18 protein-coding genes are annotated in these 22,377 nt (G+C 51.5%); 6 read left to right on the top strand and 12 right to left on the bottom strand.

The window, feature by feature from the left end:
- Nucleotides 1-94 precede the first annotated feature (94 nt).
- On the top strand, nucleotides 95-2,092 hold the full coding sequence (locus FCS97_RS08195; protein WP_138517965.1) for an alkaline phosphatase D family protein: 1,998 nt from the start codon (nucleotides 95-97) through the stop codon (nucleotides 2,090-2,092).
- 8 nt (nucleotides 2,093-2,100) lie between these two features.
- Here the strand turns inward: FCS97_RS08195 and FCS97_RS08190 are convergent, their stop codons facing one another.
- Both FCS97_RS08190 and FCS97_RS08185 read right to left on the bottom strand, forming a co-directional pair.
- Entirely contained in the window at nucleotides 2,101-3,819 is a 1,719-nt protein-coding gene (locus FCS97_RS08190; RefSeq protein WP_138517964.1) for a bifunctional protein-serine/threonine kinase/phosphatase, read from the bottom strand.
- A gap of 5 nt (nucleotides 3,820-3,824) precedes the next feature.
- Entirely contained in the window at nucleotides 3,825-5,294 is a 1,470-nt protein-coding gene (locus FCS97_RS08185) for a NarK family nitrate/nitrite MFS transporter (RefSeq protein ID WP_138517963.1), read from the bottom strand.
- A gap of 315 nt (nucleotides 5,295-5,609) precedes the next feature.
- On the opposite strand from FCS97_RS08185, the gene FCS97_RS08180 reads away from it, so the two are divergent.
- Nucleotides 5,610-6,272, top strand: a complete 663-nt coding sequence (locus tag FCS97_RS08180) for a hypothetical protein (RefSeq protein ID WP_138517962.1) — start codon at nucleotides 5,610-5,612, stop codon at nucleotides 6,270-6,272.
- An 11-nt stretch (nucleotides 6,273-6,283) separates the two neighbouring features.
- On the opposite strand, the gene FCS97_RS08175 is transcribed toward FCS97_RS08180, so the two are convergent.
- From FCS97_RS08175 to FCS97_RS08165, 3 genes are all read right to left on the bottom strand, one after another.
- Nucleotides 6,284-6,529 (bottom strand): hypothetical protein, encoded by a 246-nt coding sequence (locus FCS97_RS08175; RefSeq protein WP_138517961.1) that lies wholly within the window; start codon nucleotides 6,527-6,529, stop codon nucleotides 6,284-6,286.
- Nucleotides 6,530-6,550: 21 nt separating this feature from the next.
- Entirely contained in the window at nucleotides 6,551-6,811 is a 261-nt protein-coding gene (locus tag FCS97_RS08170) for a hypothetical protein (RefSeq protein ID WP_138517960.1), read from the bottom strand.
- Between the two features lie 93 nt (nucleotides 6,812-6,904).
- Complete coding sequence (locus FCS97_RS08165) at nucleotides 6,905-7,912, bottom strand: hypothetical protein (RefSeq protein ID WP_138517959.1); 1,008 nt, start codon at nucleotides 7,910-7,912, stop codon at nucleotides 6,905-6,907.
- 92 nt (nucleotides 7,913-8,004) lie between these two features.
- On the opposite strand from FCS97_RS08165, the gene FCS97_RS08160 reads away from it, so the two are divergent.
- Entirely contained in the window at nucleotides 8,005-9,054 is a 1,050-nt protein-coding gene (locus tag FCS97_RS08160) for an META domain-containing protein (protein WP_171035231.1), read from the top strand.
- Nucleotides 9,055-9,077: 23 nt separating this feature from the next.
- Here the strand turns inward: FCS97_RS08160 and FCS97_RS08155 are convergent, their stop codons facing one another.
- Nucleotides 9,078-10,304: a saccharopine dehydrogenase family protein gene (locus tag FCS97_RS08155; protein WP_138517957.1), complete on the bottom strand. Its 1,227-nt coding sequence runs from the start codon at nucleotides 10,302-10,304 to the stop codon at nucleotides 9,078-9,080.
- Nucleotides 10,305-10,496: 192 nt separating this feature from the next.
- Between FCS97_RS08155 and FCS97_RS08150 the strand changes: the two genes are divergently transcribed.
- Nucleotides 10,497-11,210, top strand: coding sequence for an N-acyl amino acid synthase FeeM domain-containing protein (locus tag FCS97_RS08150; protein WP_138517956.1), 714 nt, complete (start codon nucleotides 10,497-10,499; stop codon nucleotides 11,208-11,210).
- 5 nt (nucleotides 11,211-11,215) lie between these two features.
- Complete coding sequence (locus FCS97_RS08145) at nucleotides 11,216-14,104, top strand: EAL domain-containing protein (protein ID WP_171035230.1); 2,889 nt, start codon at nucleotides 11,216-11,218, stop codon at nucleotides 14,102-14,104.
- Here the strand turns inward: FCS97_RS08145 and FCS97_RS08140 are convergent.
- The 4 genes from FCS97_RS08140 to metE form a co-directional block, all read right to left on the bottom strand.
- Nucleotides 14,074-14,973, bottom strand: coding sequence for a mechanosensitive ion channel domain-containing protein (locus tag FCS97_RS08140; RefSeq protein WP_138517954.1), 900 nt, complete (start codon nucleotides 14,971-14,973; stop codon nucleotides 14,074-14,076). The two genes, FCS97_RS08145 and FCS97_RS08140, sit on opposite strands and share 31 nt — an antisense overlap.
- Before the next feature lie 2 nt (nucleotides 14,974-14,975).
- Nucleotides 14,976-16,736 (bottom strand): monovalent cation:proton antiporter-2 (CPA2) family protein, encoded by a 1,761-nt coding sequence (locus tag FCS97_RS08135; RefSeq protein WP_138517953.1) that lies wholly within the window; start codon nucleotides 16,734-16,736, stop codon nucleotides 14,976-14,978.
- Between the two features lie 17 nt (nucleotides 16,737-16,753).
- Nucleotides 16,754-17,947 (bottom strand): acetyl-CoA C-acetyltransferase, encoded by a 1,194-nt coding sequence (locus FCS97_RS08130; RefSeq protein WP_138517952.1) that lies wholly within the window; start codon nucleotides 17,945-17,947, stop codon nucleotides 16,754-16,756.
- Between the two features lie 80 nt (nucleotides 17,948-18,027).
- A complete protein-coding gene (gene metE / locus FCS97_RS08125) occupies nucleotides 18,028-20,376 on the bottom strand; it encodes a 5-methyltetrahydropteroyltriglutamate--homocysteine S-methyltransferase (RefSeq protein ID WP_138517951.1) in 2,349 nt (782 codons plus the stop codon).
- Nucleotides 20,377-20,472: 96 nt separating this feature from the next.
- Here metE and FCS97_RS08120 point away from each other — a divergent pair, with 96 nt between their 5' ends.
- Nucleotides 20,473-21,399 (top strand): LysR family transcriptional regulator, encoded by a 927-nt coding sequence (locus FCS97_RS08120; protein ID WP_138517950.1) that lies wholly within the window; start codon nucleotides 20,473-20,475, stop codon nucleotides 21,397-21,399.
- 12 nt (nucleotides 21,400-21,411) lie between these two features.
- Here the strand turns inward: FCS97_RS08120 and FCS97_RS08115 are convergent, their stop codons facing one another.
- Nucleotides 21,412-21,855 carry a hypothetical protein gene (locus tag FCS97_RS08115; protein WP_138517949.1) on the bottom strand — a complete coding sequence of 148 codons (444 nt, stop codon included), beginning with the start codon at nucleotides 21,853-21,855 and terminating at the stop codon, nucleotides 21,412-21,414.
- Complete coding sequence (locus FCS97_RS08110; RefSeq protein ID WP_138517948.1) at nucleotides 21,845-22,342, bottom strand: hypothetical protein; 498 nt, start codon at nucleotides 22,340-22,342, stop codon at nucleotides 21,845-21,847. The genes FCS97_RS08115 and FCS97_RS08110 overlap by 11 nt, the downstream gene beginning before the upstream one ends.
- Nucleotides 22,343-22,377 lie beyond the last annotated feature (35 nt).

Here is a 22,377-nt window from a genome sequence, read left to right as displayed (position 1 = left end):
AAGACAAGTCATCTAGTAAGGCTGCTCTTTTCTGTTTTCAATCCTTTCTGGCGCTTTGCCAGTACAAGTTTGAATAACAGAGAAAGGTGACGGGATGAAGCGGCGTGATGTATTGAAAGCAATGGCAGCAACTGGCCTCGTGGGGTGTGGCGGAGACAACTTACTCACCGACAGCCCTGCTGGTCCAGTGAATCCTTCTGAGCCAGGCCCTGGCACGGGAACACCGATTGCCAGCAATGAATTCGAGCAGGCTTTGCCTCAGCCTGGTTTCGAGCCAGCAGGTTTTGATTTTCCCATGGTGTTGGCCATGCCTTTTGCGCACGGTGTGGCCAGTGGCGACCCCTTGGCCGACCGGGTGATTTTGTGGACCCGAATTACCTTGCCTGAATACCCAACTCAAGGCGTGCAAGTACGTTGGTTGGTCAGCACCACGCCCGACATGAACAATGTGATACGGCGCGGCACGCAGCGGGTTGTTGCAGAAAACGATTACACCTTGAAAGTGGACGCGCAGGGTTTGCAGCCTGCAACCACCTACTACTACCAATTCAAAACCGGCCCACACAGCAGCATCGTGGGGCGCACGCGAACCGCGCCAGCTGACATGGTTTCAGCCATTCGGCTGGCGGTGGTGTCCTGCTCCAGTTACTGGTCAAGCACCTGGAGTGGTTATGGCGCCATTGGGAAACGTGAGGATCTGGATTTGGTCATTCATTGCGGCGATTACATTTACGATTTCGTGGATGAAGATGAGCAAGTGCGTGCGCGTAGAAACATTGAAGACACAGCCTATGTGGATTATCGCGACTGGCTGAATATCGACGAATGTAGAAGGCGCTATGCGCTGTTTCGTTCCGACCCCAATTTGATGGCAGCGCACCAGCAACACCCGTGGTTCATTACTTGGGACAACCACGACATTGATCCGGGTTTCGGCAATGAATTGCCCACCACCTTGCCCCATGGGGTCGAGTCCACCTGCACCTTGCAAGACACCACGCGCGCTTTTTGGGAATGGACACCTTCTCGACCAGTGAAGGCCGATGGCAGCGGCGAATTCATTTTTTACCCCGACACAGAATACCCTTCGCCAGTGGACCCTTTGCTGGTGTACCGCAGTTTGAACTACGGTCCGCTGGCCAGTATTCGTGCGCTGGACACGCAAAGCTTTTTACCCGGATATGGATTGGAGGCCGACGCCTCACACCTGCCTGAGGGCACACCCACCTTGTTCGGAAAAACGCAGTTCGACTGGTTGCTTTCACAGCTGCGCAAAGATGAAACCGAGGGTGTGGTTTGGAAGGTATTGAACAATCAAACCTGGATTGCACCCTGGGTGGTACCCAATGTGGTGGGTTCACCTGTGGTGCCATTGCCCGTGCGCTGGAACGATTACAACACCGAGCGTAATTTGTTGATTTCGCAATTGCGTGGTGGTGGAGAAACGCTTGCTGTGAATGGAACGGTGTTTGTTTCAGGGGACATGCATGGCAACTGGATTAGCGATGTGGTGGAAGATGATCAAACCGCCTTGTTGAATCAGTACCAAGTGGCACCTCCATTGCCCACTTTGCGGCAGGGCACCTCGCCTGAAAACATTGCTGCGGGTTTTCAGCGCGCGGCCACTGCCAATTTGCCCGGTGTGAATTTGCGCGCAGCTTCAGCTGCTGTTGAGTTTGCACCTTCTTCAATGGGGCGGGGCGGGGCAGATGAAATCGTCGCCAATGCTTTGCCAGGCAGTCCATTCGCTGTGCATGTTGCCGCCAGCCGTGCCATTGAAGCGGCCACCATGCTGGGCAACAAGCATGTGCAATTCATGGAGTGGGTTGAGCACGGTTACGGTATTGTGCAACTGGAACAAGACAAAGCAGTGTTTGAATGCTGGTGGCAAAACAAGTTGCAAGAGAACGCACCTGATGTGTTGGGCGTTCAAATGATCAGTTTTGCCAGTGATGAACCCAGCCGCCTGCCCACGCCGCGATTCAAAAATCAGGTTGATTCAGTCACCTTGCATGGCATGGCAGTGCAGGCCAGCAGCAGTGTGCGAACCGCGCCATTGGCACCCATGCCAGCTCAGATATTGGCGCGTTAGTTTGAAAATTAGTTGATCAACAGTTGAATCAAATTCAATACCAGCAAAGCCAATGCCAGCACTTGCCACAGCACCACCGGGTTTTTTTCAATCAGGGGTTGCTTGGCCACGCTGGCTTCCAGCTTGGTGTTGGGTACAGTCAGGTCTTGCAAAAATTCGCTGAGCGCATCGTAGCGGTAACGCGGGTTGGGTTGCAGCGCTTTGCGCAGGCAGGCTTCAACCCACAAGGGCAAATCACGGCGCGGGTGGTTGGCCGGAATGTAGCGCATCTCGCTGTAGCTTTTCAATTCAACTTGCTTCACAGTTTTTTCTGCAAAGGGCAAGCTGCCAGTCAGCATTTCATACACCACCACAGCCAAGGAAAACAAATCGGATTTGAAAGTACCCACTTCACCCATCAGGTATTCCGGGGCCACATAATTCACGCTGCCTTGCGGCACTGATTTGTCCAGTGGTGAAATCAGCTCATCTGCACCTGCAATCAGTACGGTACCGAAGTCGAGAATTTTCACGCACCCTGTTGAGTCAATCATGATGTTCTCAGGCTTGATGTCCTGGTGAACCATGTCGGCGCGTTGAAATGCACGCAAACCTGCAACCACTTGTTTTACTATTCGCCGCACCGCATCCACACTGGGTTTCGGGTTGTCGTACATCCATTCGCGCAGGTTGATTCCCTCAATGTACTCGCCCAAATAGTACAAAAACTGCTTCGGGCGTTTGGGCACATGGGTTCGCATCACATTCACATGCTGGATACTTTGCCCCACCCATTCTTCGCGAACAAAACCACTCAGATATATCGCATCTTCTGCGAAAGTCAAAGAGGGTGTTTTCAGCGTGAATTGTTCGCCGGTTTCCATGTCGCGCACGCGGTACATGTGGCTGCGTGTGCCACTGAAAATAACCTCATGTACTTCATAACCATCGATTTTATTGCCCACCTGCAGCACTGGCGGTATGGGCAATTGCGTTAGCTTGCGGTGCACCTCGTCCAGCGTTTCGTGGGGCAGGGCATCCACCGCCATGAGCAACACGGTCAGGTTGTCGTCGCTGCCTGCATTCAGGGCAGTTTCCACCATTTGCCTGGCCAGCAACTCCAGTTCACCACTTCCATGCCGTGCGATCAAGGCCAGCAATTCAGAGCGCTTCAGTACGCCATGAACACCATCGGTGCTCAGCAACACCAGGTCTCCCACTTGCAATTCATGGGTGCTGTAGTCCAGCTCCAGGTGACGGTCTGCACCCAGGGCACGCGACAAATATTCTTGCCCACGTTCAGTGCGCACATGGTCTTGCGTCAGTCGTTCTATCGCGTCACCGCGAACGTGGTAAACCCGCGAATCGCCTACGTGAAAACAGTGCAGCGTGTTTGATTTCAATACCACGGCACTGAAGGTGGTCAACAGGCTGTCGTTGTGGCTGGCCCGGTTGGTGTTTTGCTGGTAAATCCAGGCATTCAGGCTGGAAATAATTTGCTTTGCCGACTTGTGAACGCTCCAGGTGTAGGGCGTGGAAGAGTAATCGTCCAGAAAACTGGTCACTGCGGTTTGGCTGGCCACATGGGAATCGGCGCAGCTGCTGACCCCGTCGGCAATCGCCGCTGCGGCGCCTTTCAGCAAATTCGATTCGGCCTGCCCACACCAGGCAGCAAAGGCATCCTGATTCACAGGCTTTTGTCCTGCGATGGAATAACCACCGAATCGAACCCGCAGCGAGGTACTCAAATGTCTCAGCCCACCTTGATCAATTCAACTGTACCGTCTTCTTTCACCTCGGCCATGTGACCCTGAGGCTCTTCCATGAACAACAGTGTAATGAAACCAAGCACAGCAGTCAGGGCAATGACGAAGAAGAAAGCCTGATAACTGACGAATGACAACACCGTGAGGTACACCACTGCGCCCACATTGCCGTAGGCACCTGTCATGCCGGCAATTTGGCCGGTCAATCGGCGTTTGATCAGCGGTACGGCTGCAAACACGGCGCCTTCGCCCGCTTGCACAAAGAAGGAACAAGCCATGGTGGTGATCACCGCAAGCCACAGTGGCCAGCTTGAGTTGGTCAAGCCCATGAGCGCATAACCCGCAGCCAGGCCGGCAGTCAGAATAAGCAGTGTGCGTTTGCGGCCAAATTTGTCGCTGATCCAGCCGCCACCGGGGCGTGACATCAGGTTCATGAATGCGTACATGGATGCCAACAGGCCCGCGTAGACAGGGCTGAGCGAAAAGGTTTCTGAGTAGAACAATGGCAACATCGACACCACTGCCAATTCTGATCCAAATGTTGCGAAATAAAGCACATTCAAAACCGCCACCTGCTTGAATTTGTAGCGATGCAGTTCAGGTACAGGGGTTTTGAATATCTCGCTGTTGACTTTGTAAGCGCTGTAGCAGTCGTACACAAGAATCAGGATTAGCGCGCCATAGATGCCCGTTGCTGCAGCTGCCGAGAGCATGCTGACGCCTTCGGGCGACAGTTTCCAGGTGAGTAAACCCAAAGCCCCATACATGGGCAATTTCATCAGCAACATGAAGTAAAAGTCGCTGACGCTGGTCACTTCCATGCCGCCGCTTTTCTTGGGCTTGAAGTACGTGGAACCTTTGGGTGTGTCGCTGACATTGAAGTACCACACCACACTGAAGATCAAACACAGTGCGCCTGTGATCGCGATGGCATAGCGCCAGCCGTCCGGGCCACCAAACATCAGGGCGATTGTGGGCAGAAGCATGGCCGCACCCGCTGAACCGAAGTTGCCCCAGCCACCGTAAATGCCCTCGGCAGTGCCAAGTTGGTGGGCCGGAAACCATTCGCTGACCATACGAATGCCAATTACAAAGCCAGCGCCGATAAAGCCAAGCAGAAAGCGGGAAATGGCGGCTTGTGCAAAGTCGCTTGAAAACGCGAACATGAAGCAGGGGAAGGCAGACACAAACAGCAAAGCCGCATACACAAGCCTTGGTCCGAATTTGTCAGTCAACATACCGATCAATATCCGGGCGGGAATGGTCAGCGCCACGTTCAGGATTAGAAGGGTTTTCACCTGTTCTTTGCTCAAACCGAGCGATTCTGCGATGGCAGCCAGCATGGGCGCGTGGTTGAACCAGACAAAAAAGGTGATGAAAAATACAATCCAGCTCATGTGCAGGATCTTCATTTTCCCGGTGAAGGAAAACAGATTCAGTTTGGCATGGTCGTTCATGGCGATTGGCCCTATTTGAAATCAAAATAAAAAGGCGCCCACCGGCGAGTCAATTGTTGATTTGATTCGCTCAGTGGGCGCCTTTGCCCGTTTTTGCTGCATTGAATTGTTCTTCCGCACTCAAAAAGTGCAGGCAATCCTCGCGAACGGTGCAAATTCCGCCTTTGGAACGCATTTTGTCCGCATGCATGTTGCAATGCAGAAAGCGTGCCAAGGCCGCAACACTGAACCAAGGTAATCTGTTGTTGTCTATGGAATACCGATAAAATAAATTGGCTTTTTGGCAGTAACTTCAGTCGTAAAAAGGTGATTCAAATGCGTAGTTTCAGCGTGTCAAGTGTTGTGGTTGCGGGTTCGGCACTGCTTTTGAGTGCATGCGCCTCCATGTACAGTGTTCGGCCTGTGGTGGCCGAGAACCAGGTGCCGGTGCAAAACCAGGGCTTTGAGTCTTTGAGTTCAGAGAAAAAGCACATTGTGCAGGTTGGATCGGTTTACAACTCCATGCGGCAGTTTGACAACCCGCGCTTTAACGTGACCTTCGTGAACAAAGGCAAATTTCCAGTTGAGTTTTCAACCGAAAACGTGACTGTATCCTTCAATGGCGAGCCTGCCACGGTGGTCAGCTATGAAGCACAAATTCAGGATGTACAGAATCGCTTGTCGTTTTACGGCATGCGGGCCCCGATTTTCTACTCGCCTTTTTACCACTCGCCATTTCAGCGCGGTTTCCACGGCGGCGGTGCATTCTTCTACACCGACTTCAATGACCGCGTGGATGTTCAGCAGGCCTTTGCAGATTTCGATCGAATCCAGAAGTACAGCTTGAAGCCGAAGGTGGTTCGCCCGGGCGAGCAAACACAAGGTGAAGTGATTGTGGCGAGAAAGTTGTCAGCCAGCAGCGCGCAGAACATCACAGTGACTGTTCGCGTAGATGAGGACACCCACAAATTCGATTTCGGATACCTTCAAACCAATTAAACCAACGTGGCTTACTGGAGTTCAGCAATTTTCCTGAACTCCTGAAGCTTCGCTCGTAAAAACAAAATCATTGCCTCTTTGTCGTGCAGTTCAGCACTCAAGTATTCCACCACGGTAGAAAGCTGTTCCACTTCAGCGGATCGCTTCTGGATCAGCTCACTGGCGCGTTCCTGAAGCCTGGCCAGCTGCCTGCACAGGGCATCATTTTCCATCAGCAAAGTATCCATTGATTTGTTCACGCAGGCTGCAACTTTCATGGTGCGATTCCCTTTTCTGAATCAGTGCAGTGCGCCACCCGCAACAGCCCGGTTCTGGCTTTGCAGGGTAGGGTGCTCCAAAGCGTTCTTGATTCGTTGAATTTCAGCTTGCGCAAAACCCATCATGCCCAGCAAATCACGAAAAGCTTTTGCTTCAAAGCGCAGGGTCATGTAGTGAAGGCACAGTGAAACAACCTCTGTTTCCTGACAGTAATAGACTGAACCATTTTCGCTACCAGCCAGCCACTGGCCTAGTTGGGCGGTACAGTTTTCCTGCTGCATGAAGAACTCCCGTTTTATTCAAATGAGAATTAATCGTAAATGATAATTATTATCAATACAAGTGGTTTTTTTAACTTTTTGTCTTCCTGGTTTTTAGTCAACGGTTGCCTTGCGCACCACCGTCAATTTGTTGCCGATGGGGCTGCTTTGTTCACCCAGAATACCTTTCTCGGTCACCAGCAAATCGGTGCTGGAAAATAGCGGTGGGCGGCCTTGCATCACCTGGGAAGTACCAGTTGAAAAGGTTAATGGATTGAATCCATCCACTTGCGCGCCCTGAAAATTGAGTTTGATCACCTGACCAGTTAAAAAGTAAGTAACGGCAAAACCATCGGAAAGGATCGAGAAATCGTCAGGCAAACTTTGCAGGCTTGCCAAGACCAGGGGCATTCCGGCCGACCCATCGGTGCGGATGGGCACCACGTTCAACCGACCCAGGTTGGGTATTTCAGAGTCTGTGAAATAAAGCAGTTGGCCCCGGCGTTGAATGCCGTTCGGAAAACGCCCGGCAAGATCAAGCCAAGTGGTTTGATTGTCCACCTGGAGTGGGTTGTTGGCCGCAATCGCAAGTTTCACAATTTTTGGAGAGGGCAAGGCTGTAGCGGCCAATGGTCCATCTACAGCGTACAGCGTTTGGCCGTCGGCACTGCTGGTCAGCCCATTGGCCAAAGCCATGCCGGTGTAGTTGAATACTGGCGTTATTGTCATTGGCGACTTGTTCAAGGCACCTGCCCACAAAGTACCGTCGCCGCAATTGGCGTAAAGGGTGTTTCTTGCAATGGCCAAGCCCGTGAAATTACACACGCCGCTTGAAACTGTTTGGGCCGCAAAGTCATCGCCGTTTTTCACCACTTCAACAACGGATTGCCCACCCGATACAAACAAACGACCGTCGTTTGAGAAAATCATGTTCTCTGCATCGGGAACGGTCAGCAGTTCTTGCAGGCTCGCGCAGGTGTTGTTAAAGCAAGGCGAATTCTGCTCGATTGAAGACACATTGGTGCGCGTGGTTGTCCCGGCCACGGGCTCTTCGCCAGTGCATGCAATCAGGGCGGGCAGCAACAGAACAAGTGGACTGCCAAAAAAGATTCGAATTCGCATGCAACAAACTCCAGATGAGATGAAGCTTGTACTTTGTTGATAAATGTTTGGATGTAATAATGAAAAACGGACACGTTGACAGGGGAAGGATGATGTTTAAGAAGTTCCGCGCAGCTTTGCTGCTGGCATTTGCATTTTTTTCTTCAAGTGCGGTCAAGGCCACTGAAGCAGTTCCCGTTCCCTTGCCCCAGTTGCCCGCCACCTTTGCAGCTATCCTGCCTTGCGCCAATTGCGAGGGCATTGAAACTCGAATCACCTTGCGTGCCGATGGTACGTTCTTCTCGCAGCAGATCTATCTCGGTGAACCCAAACCCAATCAAGCATCTGATTTGGGAAGGTGGGTGATGTCGCACTACGGCAATGTGTTGATAATTCAGGGGCAACAATCCGAGCCTCGTTACTTTCGTGTGAAACAACCGGACACCCTTGAGATGCTTGATCTGGAGGCGAGAACCATTTTCTCGGATCTGAACTACAAGTTGACGCGCAGCGCAGAGGTCGACCCACTGGATTTGAAACTGTTCCCCCTCAAAGGGCTTTACCGGTATTACGCAGATGCCGGGCGCTTTACCGAGTGCGCCAGTGGCTTGGAATTCCCGGTGCTGACCATGGGGGACAATGCGAAACTTGAACAAGCCTACCTGAAGCTTCGCGATGAACCGGGTCAGGCATTGTTGGCCACTTTGTATGCACAGCTTAAGCCGGCGCCTGCCATGGAAGGAAACCAAATGGTGCCAAGCGTAACTCCTTTGCGTTTTGAGGACATTGCGCAGGCGAATTGCTCCCCAGCCTTGTTTTCAGCAAAATTAACGGATCAATTCTGGACACTGGTTCAGCTCAGGGGAAAGCCGGTGGTGTTGCCCGAGTCCGGGCGTGCGCCCGGTTTGATGTTTCATTCCGAGAATGAGCGACTCAGTGGCTCGGGCGGTTGTAATCAGCTGGTGGGTACTTATTCGGTCGATAAAAACTTGATTCAAACCAGGATGATTGCTGCCACGCGCATGGCCTGTTTGCAACCCGGCGATGTGGACGATGAACTGATTGCAACGCTGACCCAGGTCAAAAGCTGGAATATTCTGGGTCAGCGTATGGAACTGTATGACCAGCTTGGACGCTTGCTGCTTCGGTTTGAGGCGCGTTGATCAACACGCCATTCGTTGCACGATCAGTCTTGCAGCAACTCGAAGGTAAGGCCGGCATGCTGTTGCAACCTGCCCATGAGTTGCTCTCCCATCAACGATGCGGGCGTCCAGAAACCACCACCACGTTGTTGGTCAATGTCCAATGCCAGGCACACCGCCGCTTCGCCCAGCATTTTTCCGGTTGATCCATAACCAGGATCCATGTCCCCGGTTACCTTGGCAGTCAGTTTCTTGCCTTTGCTGGTGGTGCCATAAAAGCGAAGGTCGTATGAGCCCCGTTTCTGGGAATTTTCGCTGGGTCCTTCGCCCGGTTTCGGCACCACAAATTTTTCGAGTGCCCAACGTGTGGGTGGCAGCGCAGCACCGATCAGAAAGCCTGCCATTCCGCCAGCCAGTCCCATCGCGGTCATGCGGCCCTTGAATCCATTGCCCGTCATCATGGCTTCGTCGTATTTGAATTCCTTTCCATAACCATAGTCTTGAAGTGCATTGCTTCGATGGACCACGCGGGTGTTGATACCCGCCATGACGAAAGGCGCGAGCCAGCTTTTTGCTTCCGGGTCGAACTCTGCAAAGCTGACGTTGGGTTGCCGGGCAGCCAGGCGGGCAGGGGAAATCAAATAAGGATTGGCCAGCTTTTTGGCCAGCGAACGGTCGGCTGCAACCTCGCGGGTGACGTTGATCATGCTGGCCACTGTGCCGCCTGAAAATTCGCCTTTCAGCTTTCTGACCCGCATCCGGATTTGTTGGCAAGGCTCACCATACTGCACCTTGGCCGCGTTCTGCAAAAACAGCACACCCAAATCCGAAGGTATTGAATCAAAACCACAGCAATGCACAATGCGCGCGCCGCTTTGTCGGGCAGTTTCTTCGTGGGCTTCAATCATCCTGGCAATCCACTGTACTTCGCCCGTCAGGTCGCAATAATCGGTACCGGTTTCGGCACACACTTTCACCAGGCTTGAACCATACAGGGCGTAGGGCCCAACTGTTGAAACGACCACTTTGGTTTTGGCACACAATGTTTGCAGGTCGGCTTCCTTGCTGGCGTTGGCCAGCAGCACAGGAAGTTCCCGGGCCTGCTCGCCCAATCGGTTTTTCAGCACCGCCAATTTATCGCTATCACGACCGGCAATCGCCCATTTGATTTCACCATTCAAGCCATGGCGTTTCCACAAATACTGCACCAGAATTTGACCAACAAAGCTTGTTGCGCCAAAGACAACCATGTCGAATTCTTTCCTTTTCATTGCGTCGCGTCTCCTGAATTAATTGTGTTTTGCAAGATTCTCTCACACTCAATAAACCTTGTATCGATATTCCGAATAGCGATTATTTGTAGGCCCTAAGGGTGATGGGGGGTGACCGGAGCTTTAACCCGATCGGGGGGACGCAAATTGGATGTGAAATATTTAAGGTGAGTCCATACTTCGGAGAATCCAATGTCCACGCTCTCAGCGATCAATTTCCTGTCTGATTCAACCTCACAATTACTGCCTTTCTGGATTGCCCTTGCACAAAATGATCGCGACCTGGAGCTCGCCGCCAATGCTCGCCAACTTGCTTACGGCAAACACTTGCCTTTGCTTGGAGAAAAGCTCGCCTTACCTGATGACGATGACCGCCATGCTGACTCTGCAGTGCTCTTGGCATACTCCAAACTGGACGGCAGTTGCATTGGTACGGTCAGGGTTCAAATAGCAAAGCAGCAGCCACTTCGCCTTGAGGACTCGTATGTATTGCCCAAAGCCCTGAAGAGTGGACGAATTGCCGAAATATCGAGGTTGGCCATACCTGCGCGTTCAAACGGACTTGCATTGAGGCTGATGCTGATTAAGGCAGCTTATTGGTATAGCCGTGCAAATGCGGTGGAGCGATGCTTTCTCTGCGTGCGCTTCCCCGTAGATCGTCAGTACCGTCGCTTTGAACTGGAGGATGTGCTGCAACCCGATGAGTTTGTCGCCATGAAACACATTGGCATGATTCCCCACCGAATACTCTGGTTCGATGTATTCCAGATCGAGGCCCGTTGGCTGTTAAGTGCCAACCCCCTGCATTCCGTGTACTTCTCAAATATTCATCCTGATTTGTTGCAAAACATCCAGATGCGAACTTTGGAACTGGAAACACAAAGCAGATTGAGTTCAATTGGATGATGTCTATGCACACTGCTGTCGCAGATTCATTTCAGAAAACACCCTTGACGCCCTTGTTGTCATTGATCTTGCTAGGGTTGTTCTTGCTGGTGGCTTTTGTAAACCTTTCGGTGCTTGACAAGAATACGCCGCATGAGCTGCCCCTGGGTTTCGCAAGTATTCCTCAAGAGCAGGCACACGGCAATTTGTTCAATGTGTTGCATCGATTGAAAAGTGAACCACAACGCCAGGTGTTGCGCACTCATTTGGAGGAAACGCCTTACTGGATATATGCCAGTCTGCCGTCCTCGACGGCTCAACAGTATGAACATATTCTTTTTCGCTCAAGGCACTTGGTGCAATCCAGTTGCTGGCTCAGCCTGCAAGAAGGAACACTGCAGGAAATTAATCTGGAGGTCAATCAGGGGCGCGTTGTGTCAGCAAACCTTCAGGGGCAAGGCAATCTGCGGGGAATAATTTGCCAGTTCCAATTTGTGGGACCGGCAAGCCTTGAATTGGGTCTTCAGAGTGCCCCCGATTTCAACGAATCCATTTTTATTGCTGAACGACGCCAGAGCTTTCTGGAAGGTGTTCTTTATCTCATGATCGGCATGGTGGCTGTGGCTGCTTTCATGACAAGAAGTACCTTGTTCATTTGCTATGGCTTCTGGTTGTTTGCAAGTCTTCGACTTGTGGCTTTGTCCGAGGGTTGGGACCATTCGATTTTCGGTTTCGAGCTGGAATCAGAGCCGCTCATGCGGGCTCGCATGTTGGCGCTGGCCATGTATTTCACTTCCACAGTTTTAATCGTATGGCATCTTTTTGACAACATTCGTCGCGAGTCATGGCTTGGTGTTTTGCGAGCTTTACAATGCGCCAGTGTCATTCTGACGGTGCTGGCACTGTTTTCTCCGTATCGAACTTTTCTTGAGTTGTTCTGGCCGATGAGTCTGGTGGCCGCATTTGTGGTCGCCTGGGTGGTGATTCAGAACTTTCTGGAAAAGCGCGACAGGGTGGCCATTTACTATCTGGCCGCCATTCTGATTTCTCTGACAGGTGCGGTGGCAGAAGTGTTGTCGGCCTGGTTTGATCAACGATTTCTACTCCAATATTTCAACAGTGCTTCTGTCACCGTGCTGGCCAGTGTCATGACTGGTGTTGCCTTGGCCGAGTTTTTAAGAAAGGCACAATGGCAGCAGCAACTCGCAGCCCGGGAAGTCAGGCAGGCCCACGAGCGCCTCGAGAGAGTGTTTGATATTGCGCCTTCCGCAATGTTCACTTGTACTCGCCGGGGAGAACTGCTCAATTTCAACAAACAGTTTACCGATCTGTTTTTGAATCAGAACGGCAAACCAACGCTTGATTTTCTTCAGCCACAACGACTTGCCGCTCTGTTTAATCTGCTTGAAGTGCCTGGCAAGTCCTCTCGGCGCGAATTGCCTGTGGTGGTTGGCGATGGACAAACCCGATGGTACGAGTTGGTGCTTAGTCGGGATCATCAAGAACTTGTCGGTGTTGTCGCAGATTTCACAGTAAGAAAGGACAGAGAATTGGCTTTGCAGTATCAGGCTACACACGATGAATTGACTGGTGCGTTGAATCGAAGAGGATTGCAAAACATCATTCACAACAAGTTAAACAAACGCGCTGCATGCTTTACTTTTTTCTGTGTGGATATTCAACAGTTCTCACGTTTGATTAGTGCCTACGGTGTGGCAGTTTCAGATCAGTTGTTGCAAGCGTTTCATACCGAGCTTTACCGGCACATGAACGCGCATGGCGAAATTGCACGTCTTCATGTCGATCAATTTGCAGTGATGATTCACCAAAATGACACAGCTCGAGCCGAAGAGGCTTTTAACGCATTTTTGCACAGGCTGGACACCGTACCTTTTCAATTCGAAGGGCGAAGTATTCAAACGGCGGTGTTGGCTACCCTGGTGTTTCAAGGGCTTGTCGACAATGTGCTGGACGTGATGGAAACAGTTGAAACGTCCATGCGCGAGTCCAAATCGAGAGCCAAGCGCAACGGCAGCATTGAGCGCGTGGTTTTTGAGCAAAACCAGACCCGTAGTTTGCTTGATCAATCCAGAACCATACGGCGACTGGATGACCAAAAATTGCCAGCAGGATTGACTTTGGCCTGGCAGCCCATTCTGGCTTTGAGCCAGCATGATGGCCCACTTTATGCAGAGGCTTTATTGAGAATAAAGGGCGACAACGGCAAACTGAATTCTGCCGGATTTCTGATTGAAGCTTGCGAAAGGGGCGGGCACACCGCGTTTCTGGACAATTGGGTGTTGAGCCAAACACTGGACTTTCTGGATGAACACTCCGATGAATTGCGCAAGTTGGGTGTGATAAGCATTAATGTGTCACCGGGATCTTTGAATGATGAAATTTTTCTTCAAGATACATTGGCCTTGATCAGGGCGCATCAACGTCATGCATCAAAACTGTGCCTCGAAATTACAGAGGTAGGTTCCGTGATCAATCTGCAGGCTGTGCAGAACTTTATTGAGCAGGTGCGTGGGTTGGGTGTACGTATTGCCCTGGATGATTTTGGTGCCGGGTACAGCAACTTCAGGTACGCAATGGACCTGCATGCCGATGTAATCAAGATCGATGGGTCTATCGTGAAAAACATTTGTCACAGCACAGAAAGCCACGCCGTGATCACTGCAATTGTGGGTCTGGCTCACGACCTTGGTTGCAAATGTGTGGCTGAATGGGTGGAAGATTTACACACCCTGCGAGAGGTCAGAGAGCTGGGGGTGGACTACGTTCAAGGCTATCTGGTATCGCCTGCTGTGGAGTGCGAAGACTTCCTGAATTTAAGCAGCACCTTGGAATTGATGCCCGACCAAGGCCGGGCAAAAATGATTCAAGCTGCGCTGGAGGTCGTTTCTTGCTGAACCGTATTTAGTTCGCTGTACTCAACCCAGAATCGTTTCACAATTGACTTTTCGAGTTGCCCCCGCTTGTTCAAAGGGCAGGCAAAGCGCAGCGTCATGCGCAGGCATTTTTCGTCTACGCTGGCCCAGAATACTTCAGGCCTGGCCTTGGGCAAATCCACGAAGTTGTCACGTTCAACAGCCGAGAAATGACGCTCGGCTTCCTCTATCCAGTGTTTGCCTGCCTCATTGGCCAATTTAAGCGCAAGCGATTCAGCAGCCTGAATTTTCACGGATTTGTCGAAATTAAAATCGATCAGGTGTATGCCATACGAGCCGTACACCGAAAGGTTTTTCATCGCCTGTGTAAACACCAGACTGTTGGGCAAGGAGAGGAGGCGGCCAGTTTGCTTTTTGGATGGACCGATTTCAGCCAGCTCGAAAGTCACGAAACCAGTATTCACCAACTGCCCTGTGAATTCTCCAACTTCAATGGTGCTTCCAATTCGAAGGCTTTTGTTCAAGGAAATGACCAGCGCACCCCACAGACACAAGATGAATTCCTTGCTGACAATCAACAGCGCACCACCGATGGCTGCCAGGGAAATCAGGAAACCCGTGATTTGACCAGACCACAAAGCCAGTACCAGTAACAGGGCTGTAACCCACACGATGTTCTTGCGCCGAACCCATGTGGCTCGCACATTGCCGGTTTGTGGTGCTGAGGCATTGGTCTCCCGCAACAATCGCCAATGCATGAAGCGGTTGATGGTGGTGGCCAGCATAATTAACGCAACCGACAAAATCAGTTTGCCCAACCGACCTTCCAGAAAATTGAAAACCTGTTCAACCGTGGGTTCAAGGTCTTTGAAAAATTGAATAATTTCCATTGTTAGCTTCTGTTGGCTGCCCGTTGATCTTGCTGGAATATGGCCTCAAGTTCTTCACGACCCTGCCGGCCTATTTCAATCACTTTCTCGCTATCACCGAGTACCTTGGCTTGCTTGTTCAGCAGGTTCTCATCGTGTTGCTTGAAAGTTTCTGCTTTTTGCATGGCCTGGCCATCGCTATAGCCCAGCGCATGCAGTGCCTCAGTGGCGGCTTCCAGTGCCCCCGCAAATAGTTCTCGTACCACAGAATGGGCACCAGCCGCCTTCAATGCAAGGTAATCATTTCGATTGTGCGCGCGAGCGATGATGGTTATTTTTGGGTAGTGGTGAACAATGAATTCCACGATGGCCTGCGACATTTGTGGATCATCGATTGCCACAATTACGGTACGAACCTTTCCAATTCCGGCTGCTTCAAGTACCTCGCCCCGCGAAGCATCGCCGTAATACACTTGATTGCCGAATTTTTTTACAAATTCTATGTGTTCGGCATTCTTGTCCAGTGCCGTGAAATGAATTTGGTTGGCTGCAAGAATACGACCAGTGACCTGCCCAAAACGACCAAATCCCAGAATAAGCGCTTCGGATTCACTCGAGTCGAATTTTTCAACATTTTCGGGTGCTTTGGCAATTTGCTTGTCGGTGAATTTCTCAAACCACAACACCGCAGGTGCGGTTAGCGCCATTGAAATGCCGATGATCAAATTGACCATGCCGGAAGTGCCTTCACCCAGCAGGCGGAGTTCCATGGCTTGCGCCATGATCACAAAACCGAATTCACCACCCTGACACAGCATCAAACCCAGCATCAGGCCGCGTGGGAAAGGAACCCCGGCAAGCATCACCAATCCGACGATGATCAGCGCTTTCAATGACATCAGGCCCAAAGTGCCAAACAACACTGTCAATGGAGATTCAACCAGTAGGCCAAAATTCAGGGTCATGCCAATCGAGATGAAAAACAGGCCAAGGCTTAGGCCTTTGAAGGGCTCAACGTCAGCTTCCAGTTGATGGCGAAACGAGGAATTGGCCAACATCATGCCCGCCATGAAAGCACCCAGCCCCATGGACAGGTTGGCATGTTCCATTACCACAGCAGCGCCCAGCACAATCAGCAGGGCCACCACGGTCATGATTTCCCGGCCACCGTAGCGAGACATAAACTGCAAGGCGGGGTTAATCAGGTAACGCGCAAACACAATCAAGCCCAGAATGGCTGCGGGTGCCAGCCACCACTGGCCTGGGTCGGTGTCGGGTTCAACGGGTGCCAACGCCTGCACAGCGAACAAAATTGGGACTACTGCCAAGTCTTGAAACAGCAGCATGGAGAAACCGCGCCTGCCGTCTTCATTGCCCAGTATGCCTTTGTCGGCCATAAGTTGAATGGCAAATGCAGTAGACGAGAGGCCCAAGGCCAATGCAATCACCAATGCAGTATTGCTGTTCATCTCGAACAGGAAGGCAAGCACACCATAGATGACGCCAGCAGTGATGAACAATTGGCCCGAACCCAATAGCAGCACCTTGGCGCGCATGGCCCAAAGCTTGGCGGGCTCCAGTTCCAGGCCGATGACGAACAGCAGCAAGATGACGCCAATTTCAGAGAAGTGCAGTACTTTTTCCGGGTCATCAATCAGCCCCAATACTTGTGGACCGATCACTACTCCGGCAGCGAGATAGCCAAGAATCGCACCCAGTCCCAGTTTCTTGAACAGAGGCACGGCCAGTGCTGCCGCCAGCAAAAAGTAAACAACACTTTCCATTTTATCTCTCGTTGTATTTAGATCAGTTCAATGGCCAGTGCTGTGGCCTCACCGCCGCCAATGCACAAACTGGCCACACCAATTTTTCCATTGGTTTTTTTCAGGGCGCCAATCAAGGTACACACAATTCGGGCTCCACTGGCACCAATCGGATGGCCCAAGGCGCAAGCACCGCCATGAATATTCACTTTGTCAGCGGACAGGTTCAAATCCACCATGGCGGCCATGGTCACCACCGCGAATGCTTCGTTGATTTCAAACAAATCCACCTGTGCAGCATTTAGCCCGGTTTTCTCAAACAGGCGTTGTAACGCACCAACCGGCGCGGTGGTAAACAAACTTGGCTTTTGCGCGTGGGTACTGTGCCCCAGTATGCGCGCCAAAGGTTTGATGCCCAGCTTTTCTGCCTGGCTTTGTTTCATCATGACCACAGCGGCTGCGCCATCGGAAATGGAAGAGCTGTTGGCAGCTGTCACCGTACCACCCTCGCGACGAAAGGCGGGTTTCAGGGTGGGCACTTTGGCCGGGTCGGCTTTCATAGGTTGCTCGTCCGAGCCAATCAATTCAGTGCCTTTGCGGCTGGCCACTTCAATGGGCGCGATTTCCCATTGAAAACTGCCATTTTCTGTGGCTTCTTTGGCGCGTGCCAAGGATCGAATGGCGAATTCGTCCTGCGCTTGGCGGGTAAAGCTGTATTGGTCTGCGCATTCTTCGGCAAAGGTACCCATCAAACGGCCTTTTTCGTAGGCGTCTTCAAGGCCATCGAGAAACATGTGGTCCATCACTTGCCCGTGCCCCATGCGCATACCGCCACGGGCTTTGGGTAGAAGGTAGGGGGCATTGCTCATGCTTTCCATGCCGCCCGCCACGGCAACCTGGGTACTGCCAGCCAACAGGCTGTCGTGTGCCATCATGATTGCTTTCATGCCAGAGCCGCACATTTTGTTGATGGTGGTGCAGGCGCTGCTCAATGGCAAACCTGCAGTAAGCGCGGCCTGGCGGGCAGGGGCCTGACCTTGTCCCGCTGGCAGCACGCAGCCCATGATCACTTCATCTACTTTTTCAGAAAGGGTGGGGTGCCCGGCACGCAGCACGGCTTGTTGAATGGCGTGTGCGCCCAGTTCGCTGGCGGTGAAACCAGACATGCTGCCCTGAAAGCCACCCATGGGGGTGCGGGCGGCCGATACGATCACGATGGGGTCGTGCTTCATGGTTTGGGATCTCCGGGAAAATAGGTGTTCTTAGTCCTATTTTCCCGTGCCCACGGGGTTTTTAACCCCCTGTGCAGCAATTATGCAGCAGTTTTTTCAGACCGGTTTTTAGCTTGCAGTTCGTCCCGCAATACCTGTGTCGCCTTCACCATCACAGCCAAAGCCGCCTCGGTTTCTTCCCAGCCTCGTGTTTTCAGGCCGCAATCGGGATTCACCCACAGATTTTCGGGTGGAATCACCTGTGCCGCTTTTCGAATCAAGCGAACAATTTCATCCTGAGCCGGTACGCGGGGCGAGTGAATGTCGTAGACACCCGGGCCAATTTCATTGGGGTAATCGAATTCACCAAAACCACGCAACAGTTCCATGTCGGACCGGCTGGTTTCAATGGTAATGACATCGGCATCCATGGCCGCTATGGCGGGCAGAATATCGTTGAATTCGGAATAACACATGTGCGTGTGAATTTGCGTGTCATTTCGAACGGGGCTAGCTGAAATGCGGAAGGCTTTGCTGGCCCAGTTCAAATAATCGTCCCAGCGTGCTTTCCGCAAAGGCAAACCTTCGCGGTAGGCTGGTTCGTCAATTTGAATCATGCCGATGCCCGCAGCTTCCAGTTCGGCCACTTCATCACGTATGGCCAGCGCAATTTGCAGGGCGGTTGTAGCGCGGGCCTGGTCGTTGCGCACGAAGCTCCACTGCAAAATGGTGACTGGGCCTGTGAGCATGCCTTTTACAGGTTTTTCACTCAGACTTTGGGCAAAGCGGGCTACATCCACTGTCATTGCTTTGGGGCGAGATACGTCACCAAACAGAATTGGCGGCTTTACGCAACGTGAACCATAGCTTTGTACCCAACCGTTGGCTGAGAAAGTAAAGCCTTCCAGTTGCTCGCCAAAATACTCAACCATGTCATTGCGTTCTGCCTCGCCGTGTACCAGCACATCCAGGCCGATACGTTCCTGGAACTCAATGGCTTGCCGAATTTCCTGGCTGATGTGTTGCCAGTAAGTGGTTTCATCAATCTCGCTTTTCTTGAACCGTGCACGCAAGTTGCGAATGTTTTTGGTTTGTGGAAACGAGCCAATGGTGGTAGTGGGGTAGGCGGGCAGGCTAAAACGCTTGCGTTGCAACTGCTGGCGAATAGCAAACTCGCTGCCACGCTGGTCGGCAGTCGGAGCCAATGCAGCCAGGCGGGCCTTCACTTCCGGGTTGTTCAGAAGCGGGCTTTGAGTGCGTTGTTTGACAGTGGCTTGATGTTCGTTCCAAAGCGATGCCAAAGCACCCGTCAGTGTTTTTCCTTGCAGTTGCGTTTTAGCGGCTTGCTTAAGCAACTCCAGTTCTTCGAGTTTCTCGATGGCACCCGCCAGCCAAGGTTTTACAAGCGGGTTGATGGTGGTGTCGTTGTTGAAACGGTAAGGTACATGCAACAGCGAGCAACTCGGTGCCAGCCATACTTCACCTTTGCCGGCATCAAAACATTTGGCGATTTGGTGAAGCGCGGCCTGAAGGTCAGTTTTCCAGATGTTGCGACCATCGATCAAGCCGAGCGACAACACTTTGTAGTTGGGCAGCCAGTCCAATACCAAAGGCAAGTCCTCTTCAGCGCGTACGCAGTCAATATGCAGACCGTCTACCGGCAATTTGCACACTGGGCTGGTATGCCCTTGCGTGGTTGAAAAATAAGTAGCCAACAAAATTTTTACGCCGCTGCTTTTCAGTTGCAAGTAGCTGCGTTCGTATGCAGCCAGATAATTGCCGGGCAGGTCCAGGCCCAGAACGGGTTCATCCAGTTGCACCCATTCAATGCCGTTTGCTTTAAGCTCGGCCAGAATTTGGCCGTACACGGGCAGCAGTTGTTCGAGCAAATCAAACGGCTCAAAACCTGCCTGCTTGCTTTTACCTAGAAACAAGAATGTGAGCGGACCAATCAAACTGACTTTGATCGGATGGTTGAAGGTTTTGGCCTGTTCAATTTGCTCTACAAGGCTTGCTGTATGCGCCTTAAATACTGTGTTTGATGTGAATTCCGGCACCATGTAGTGGTAGTTGGTATCAAACCACTTGGTCATCTCTAGTGCCCAGGTTTCGTGGACATGTGTGCAACTGTGGTTCTCTGTTGATTTGCCACGAACCATGGTGAAGTAGCGCTGCAATTTGCTTTGCTCTGATTTGAATTCAAAGCGGGCAGGTTCGCAGCCCAGTAGTTGAATGTGGTCTGCCATTTGATCATAAAAGGAAAAGTCACCCACGGTAATGTAATCAAGCCCGGAATCAATTTGAGCCTGCCAGTGCTTCAGGCGTAGTTCATGCGCGGTGGCGCGCAGTTCTTCCTCAGTGGTTTCGCCGCGCCAGTGGCTTTCTAGTGCAAATTTCAATTCACGGTTTTCACCGATTCTGGGAAAACCCAGGGTGTGCGTTTTAATCATGGTGTTTCTTCTTGTGTGGCAATTAAAACATCATGATCGACATAAACAGAGTATTATTCAAACGAATAATATTATCGAAAATAGTGAATAGAATTCATGTCAAAAAGTATCCTGGAATTGCGACACCTGCGCACCTTGCAGGCCATTGAACAAACCGGTAGCCTCAGCCGCGCTGCCGACGTGCTGTGCATTACTCAAAGCGCGGTGTCACATCAAATCAAAGCGCTGGAAGACTGGCTGGGAGAAGAACTGGTTTACAAGCAGGGTGGGCAAAGTCGTTTCAGCGTGGTGGGGCAACGCCTGTTGCAGCTGGCTGGGCAGGTACTGGGGCAGGTTGACCAGGCTGAACTGGATATTTTGCAAATGAAGCAAGGCGCAGGCGGCCCCTTGCGGGTGGCTGTGGAGTGCCACACTTGCTTTGACTGGCTAATGCCATCGATGGATGTGTACCGCAACCGTTGGCCTGAAGTGGAGTTGGACATTGTTTCCGGTTTTCATGCTGACCCTGTGGGCTTGCTGCACAAGGGCGATGCAGAGCTGGCGATTGTGTCCGAGCTGTGCGAGGAAGAGGGCATTGTTTCATTTCCCCTATTTCGCTTTGAGATGGTGGGCCTTGTGCCTGTGGATTCAAAACTGGCCAAGCGTGCTTATTTGAAGCCTTCCGATTTCGAAGGTGAAGTGTTGCTGACTTACCCGGTACCCGATGACATGCTGGACGTGATCAAGTATTTCCTGACACCCGCCGGTGTGCAGGTGAAGCGCCGCAGCAGTGAACTGACCGTGGCCCTGCTGCAACTGGTGGCCAGCAAGCGCGGGCTTTCAGCCTTGCCGGCCTGGGCTGTGAAAGGTTACGTGGATCGCGGTTATGTGGCCCAAGTGCCGCTGGGCCGCAAGGGATTGGTGTCAACCTTGTATGCGGCTTTACCCAAAGCAATTGCGGGCAAGCATTACACCGCCGATTTTGTGGCGGTGATGCGTGAAGTGTGCGCACGGGAACTGGATGGGATTGAGTTGTTGGGTTGATGGCCAGGTGTTTTATTCGACGAACACATTGCAATAGTCCAGCACATACTTTCCGTTAGACGCTTTCTTCATATATTGGTTTGTGTCTATATGCAAAAAGATGGGTGCAGCGTCTTGGCGATTGCCCTTTCTGATTCGTTGCAATAATTCCCATCTCGATTTCTGTATGGGGGTGGACTGTTCTTTTACAGGTTCGATTCCTTTGAAACGAATCTGAACTGTTTCCTTACAATTTGGTGCTTCGATGGGAAACAGCTTTTTGTCGACCAAAATTTCAAATTGCGACCAATTTCTAACAAAGGACTCAAAGGTCATTTGCGCGTCTTGATTCACTTTTAAATCGGCCTTGCCTGATATGTAAATTGTCGGGTTTTCTATGAACTTCAATGTTTGTGCCGAAGTGGGATGTACTAAGAAGCACATCACGGCCACACAGATGTAGTGTTTACTGAGCATTGCAAGTTAGCTCCCCGACGGTTTGATTCCACACTTCGATGTATTTGTCGGGGAATCCTTTGCCCAAAATTGTGTTGTAGTATTTTTTCCAGTAGTTGGCCATACCTTCGATGTCGCCCGCATCGGGTATTGCTTCCCTAACCCTTGCATAATGAATACGTGCCATTGCTGTGGCATACAAATCATTGTTGATTAGTTCTTCCTCTGCGTTCGCCAAGTGGCTGGTTTTGAATTGCAACACTTTGTCAGCTAAAGATTTGCGATAGCTAAGATAGTTGTCCCAAATGTCGTCGTGAGTTGCCATTTCCATTTGATACAAGCCCCGGGCAGGTCCATTTCCCATTTGCCTTCGCCAAGTTAGTCTACTTTCAACCAAGGCTGTTCCGAGTAATAGTTCAGCGACATTGTCGCCTCCCATATCCATGGTTTCGAGTGTTGGAATAATTACATCGCGATGAAAATAATGGCAAATGGCTTTGGTGGGCATGACTGCTCCTAATCACAAAATCAGGAGCGTATGAC

Source organism: Limnobacter alexandrii (assembly GCF_005871185.1).
GTDB lineage: Bacteria > Pseudomonadota > Gammaproteobacteria > Burkholderiales > Burkholderiaceae_B > Limnobacter > Limnobacter alexandrii.
This window is presented reverse-complemented; position numbering and strand designations above follow the sequence as displayed.

Bases quoted from the DNA above. Each gene is read 5' to 3' on its own strand.
- FCS97_RS08195 (WP_138517965.1), top strand. From the start codon at position 95: ATGAAGCGGCGTGATGTATTGAAAGCAATGGCAGCAACTGGCCTCGTG.
- FCS97_RS08185 (WP_138517963.1), bottom strand. From the start codon at position 5,294: ATGAACGACCATGCCAAACTGAATCTGTTTTCCTTCACCGGGAAAATG.
- FCS97_RS08180 (WP_138517962.1), top strand. From the start codon at position 5,610: ATGCGTAGTTTCAGCGTGTCAAGTGTTGTGGTTGCGGGTTCGGCACTG.
- FCS97_RS08175 (WP_138517961.1), bottom strand. From the start codon at position 6,529: ATGAAAGTTGCAGCCTGCGTGAACAAATCAATGGATACTTTGCTGATG.
- FCS97_RS08170 (WP_138517960.1), bottom strand. From the start codon at position 6,811: ATGCAGCAGGAAAACTGTACCGCCCAACTAGGCCAGTGGCTGGCTGGT.
- FCS97_RS08165 (WP_138517959.1), bottom strand. From the start codon at position 7,912: ATGCGAATTCGAATCTTTTTTGGCAGTCCACTTGTTCTGTTGCTGCCC.
- FCS97_RS08160 (WP_171035231.1), top strand. From the start codon at position 8,005: ATGTTTAAGAAGTTCCGCGCAGCTTTGCTGCTGGCATTTGCATTTTTT.
- FCS97_RS08155 (WP_138517957.1), bottom strand. From the start codon at position 10,304: ATGAAAAGGAAAGAATTCGACATGGTTGTCTTTGGCGCAACAAGCTTT.
- FCS97_RS08150 (WP_138517956.1), top strand. From the start codon at position 10,497: ATGTCCACGCTCTCAGCGATCAATTTCCTGTCTGATTCAACCTCACAA.
- FCS97_RS08145 (WP_171035230.1), top strand. From the start codon at position 11,216: ATGCACACTGCTGTCGCAGATTCATTTCAGAAAACACCCTTGACGCCC.
- FCS97_RS08140 (WP_138517954.1), bottom strand. From the start codon at position 14,973: ATGGAAATTATTCAATTTTTCAAAGACCTTGAACCCACGGTTGAACAG.
- FCS97_RS08135 (WP_138517953.1), bottom strand. From the start codon at position 16,736: ATGGAAAGTGTTGTTTACTTTTTGCTGGCGGCAGCACTGGCCGTGCCT.
- FCS97_RS08130 (WP_138517952.1), bottom strand. From the start codon at position 17,947: ATGAAGCACGACCCCATCGTGATCGTATCGGCCGCCCGCACCCCCATG.
- metE (WP_138517951.1), bottom strand. From the start codon at position 20,376: ATGATTAAAACGCACACCCTGGGTTTTCCCAGAATCGGTGAAAACCGT.
- FCS97_RS08120 (WP_138517950.1), top strand. From the start codon at position 20,473: ATGTCAAAAAGTATCCTGGAATTGCGACACCTGCGCACCTTGCAGGCC.
- FCS97_RS08115 (WP_138517949.1), bottom strand. From the start codon at position 21,855: ATGCTCAGTAAACACTACATCTGTGTGGCCGTGATGTGCTTCTTAGTA.
- FCS97_RS08110 (WP_138517948.1), bottom strand. From the start codon at position 22,342: ATGCCCACCAAAGCCATTTGCCATTATTTTCATCGCGATGTAATTATT.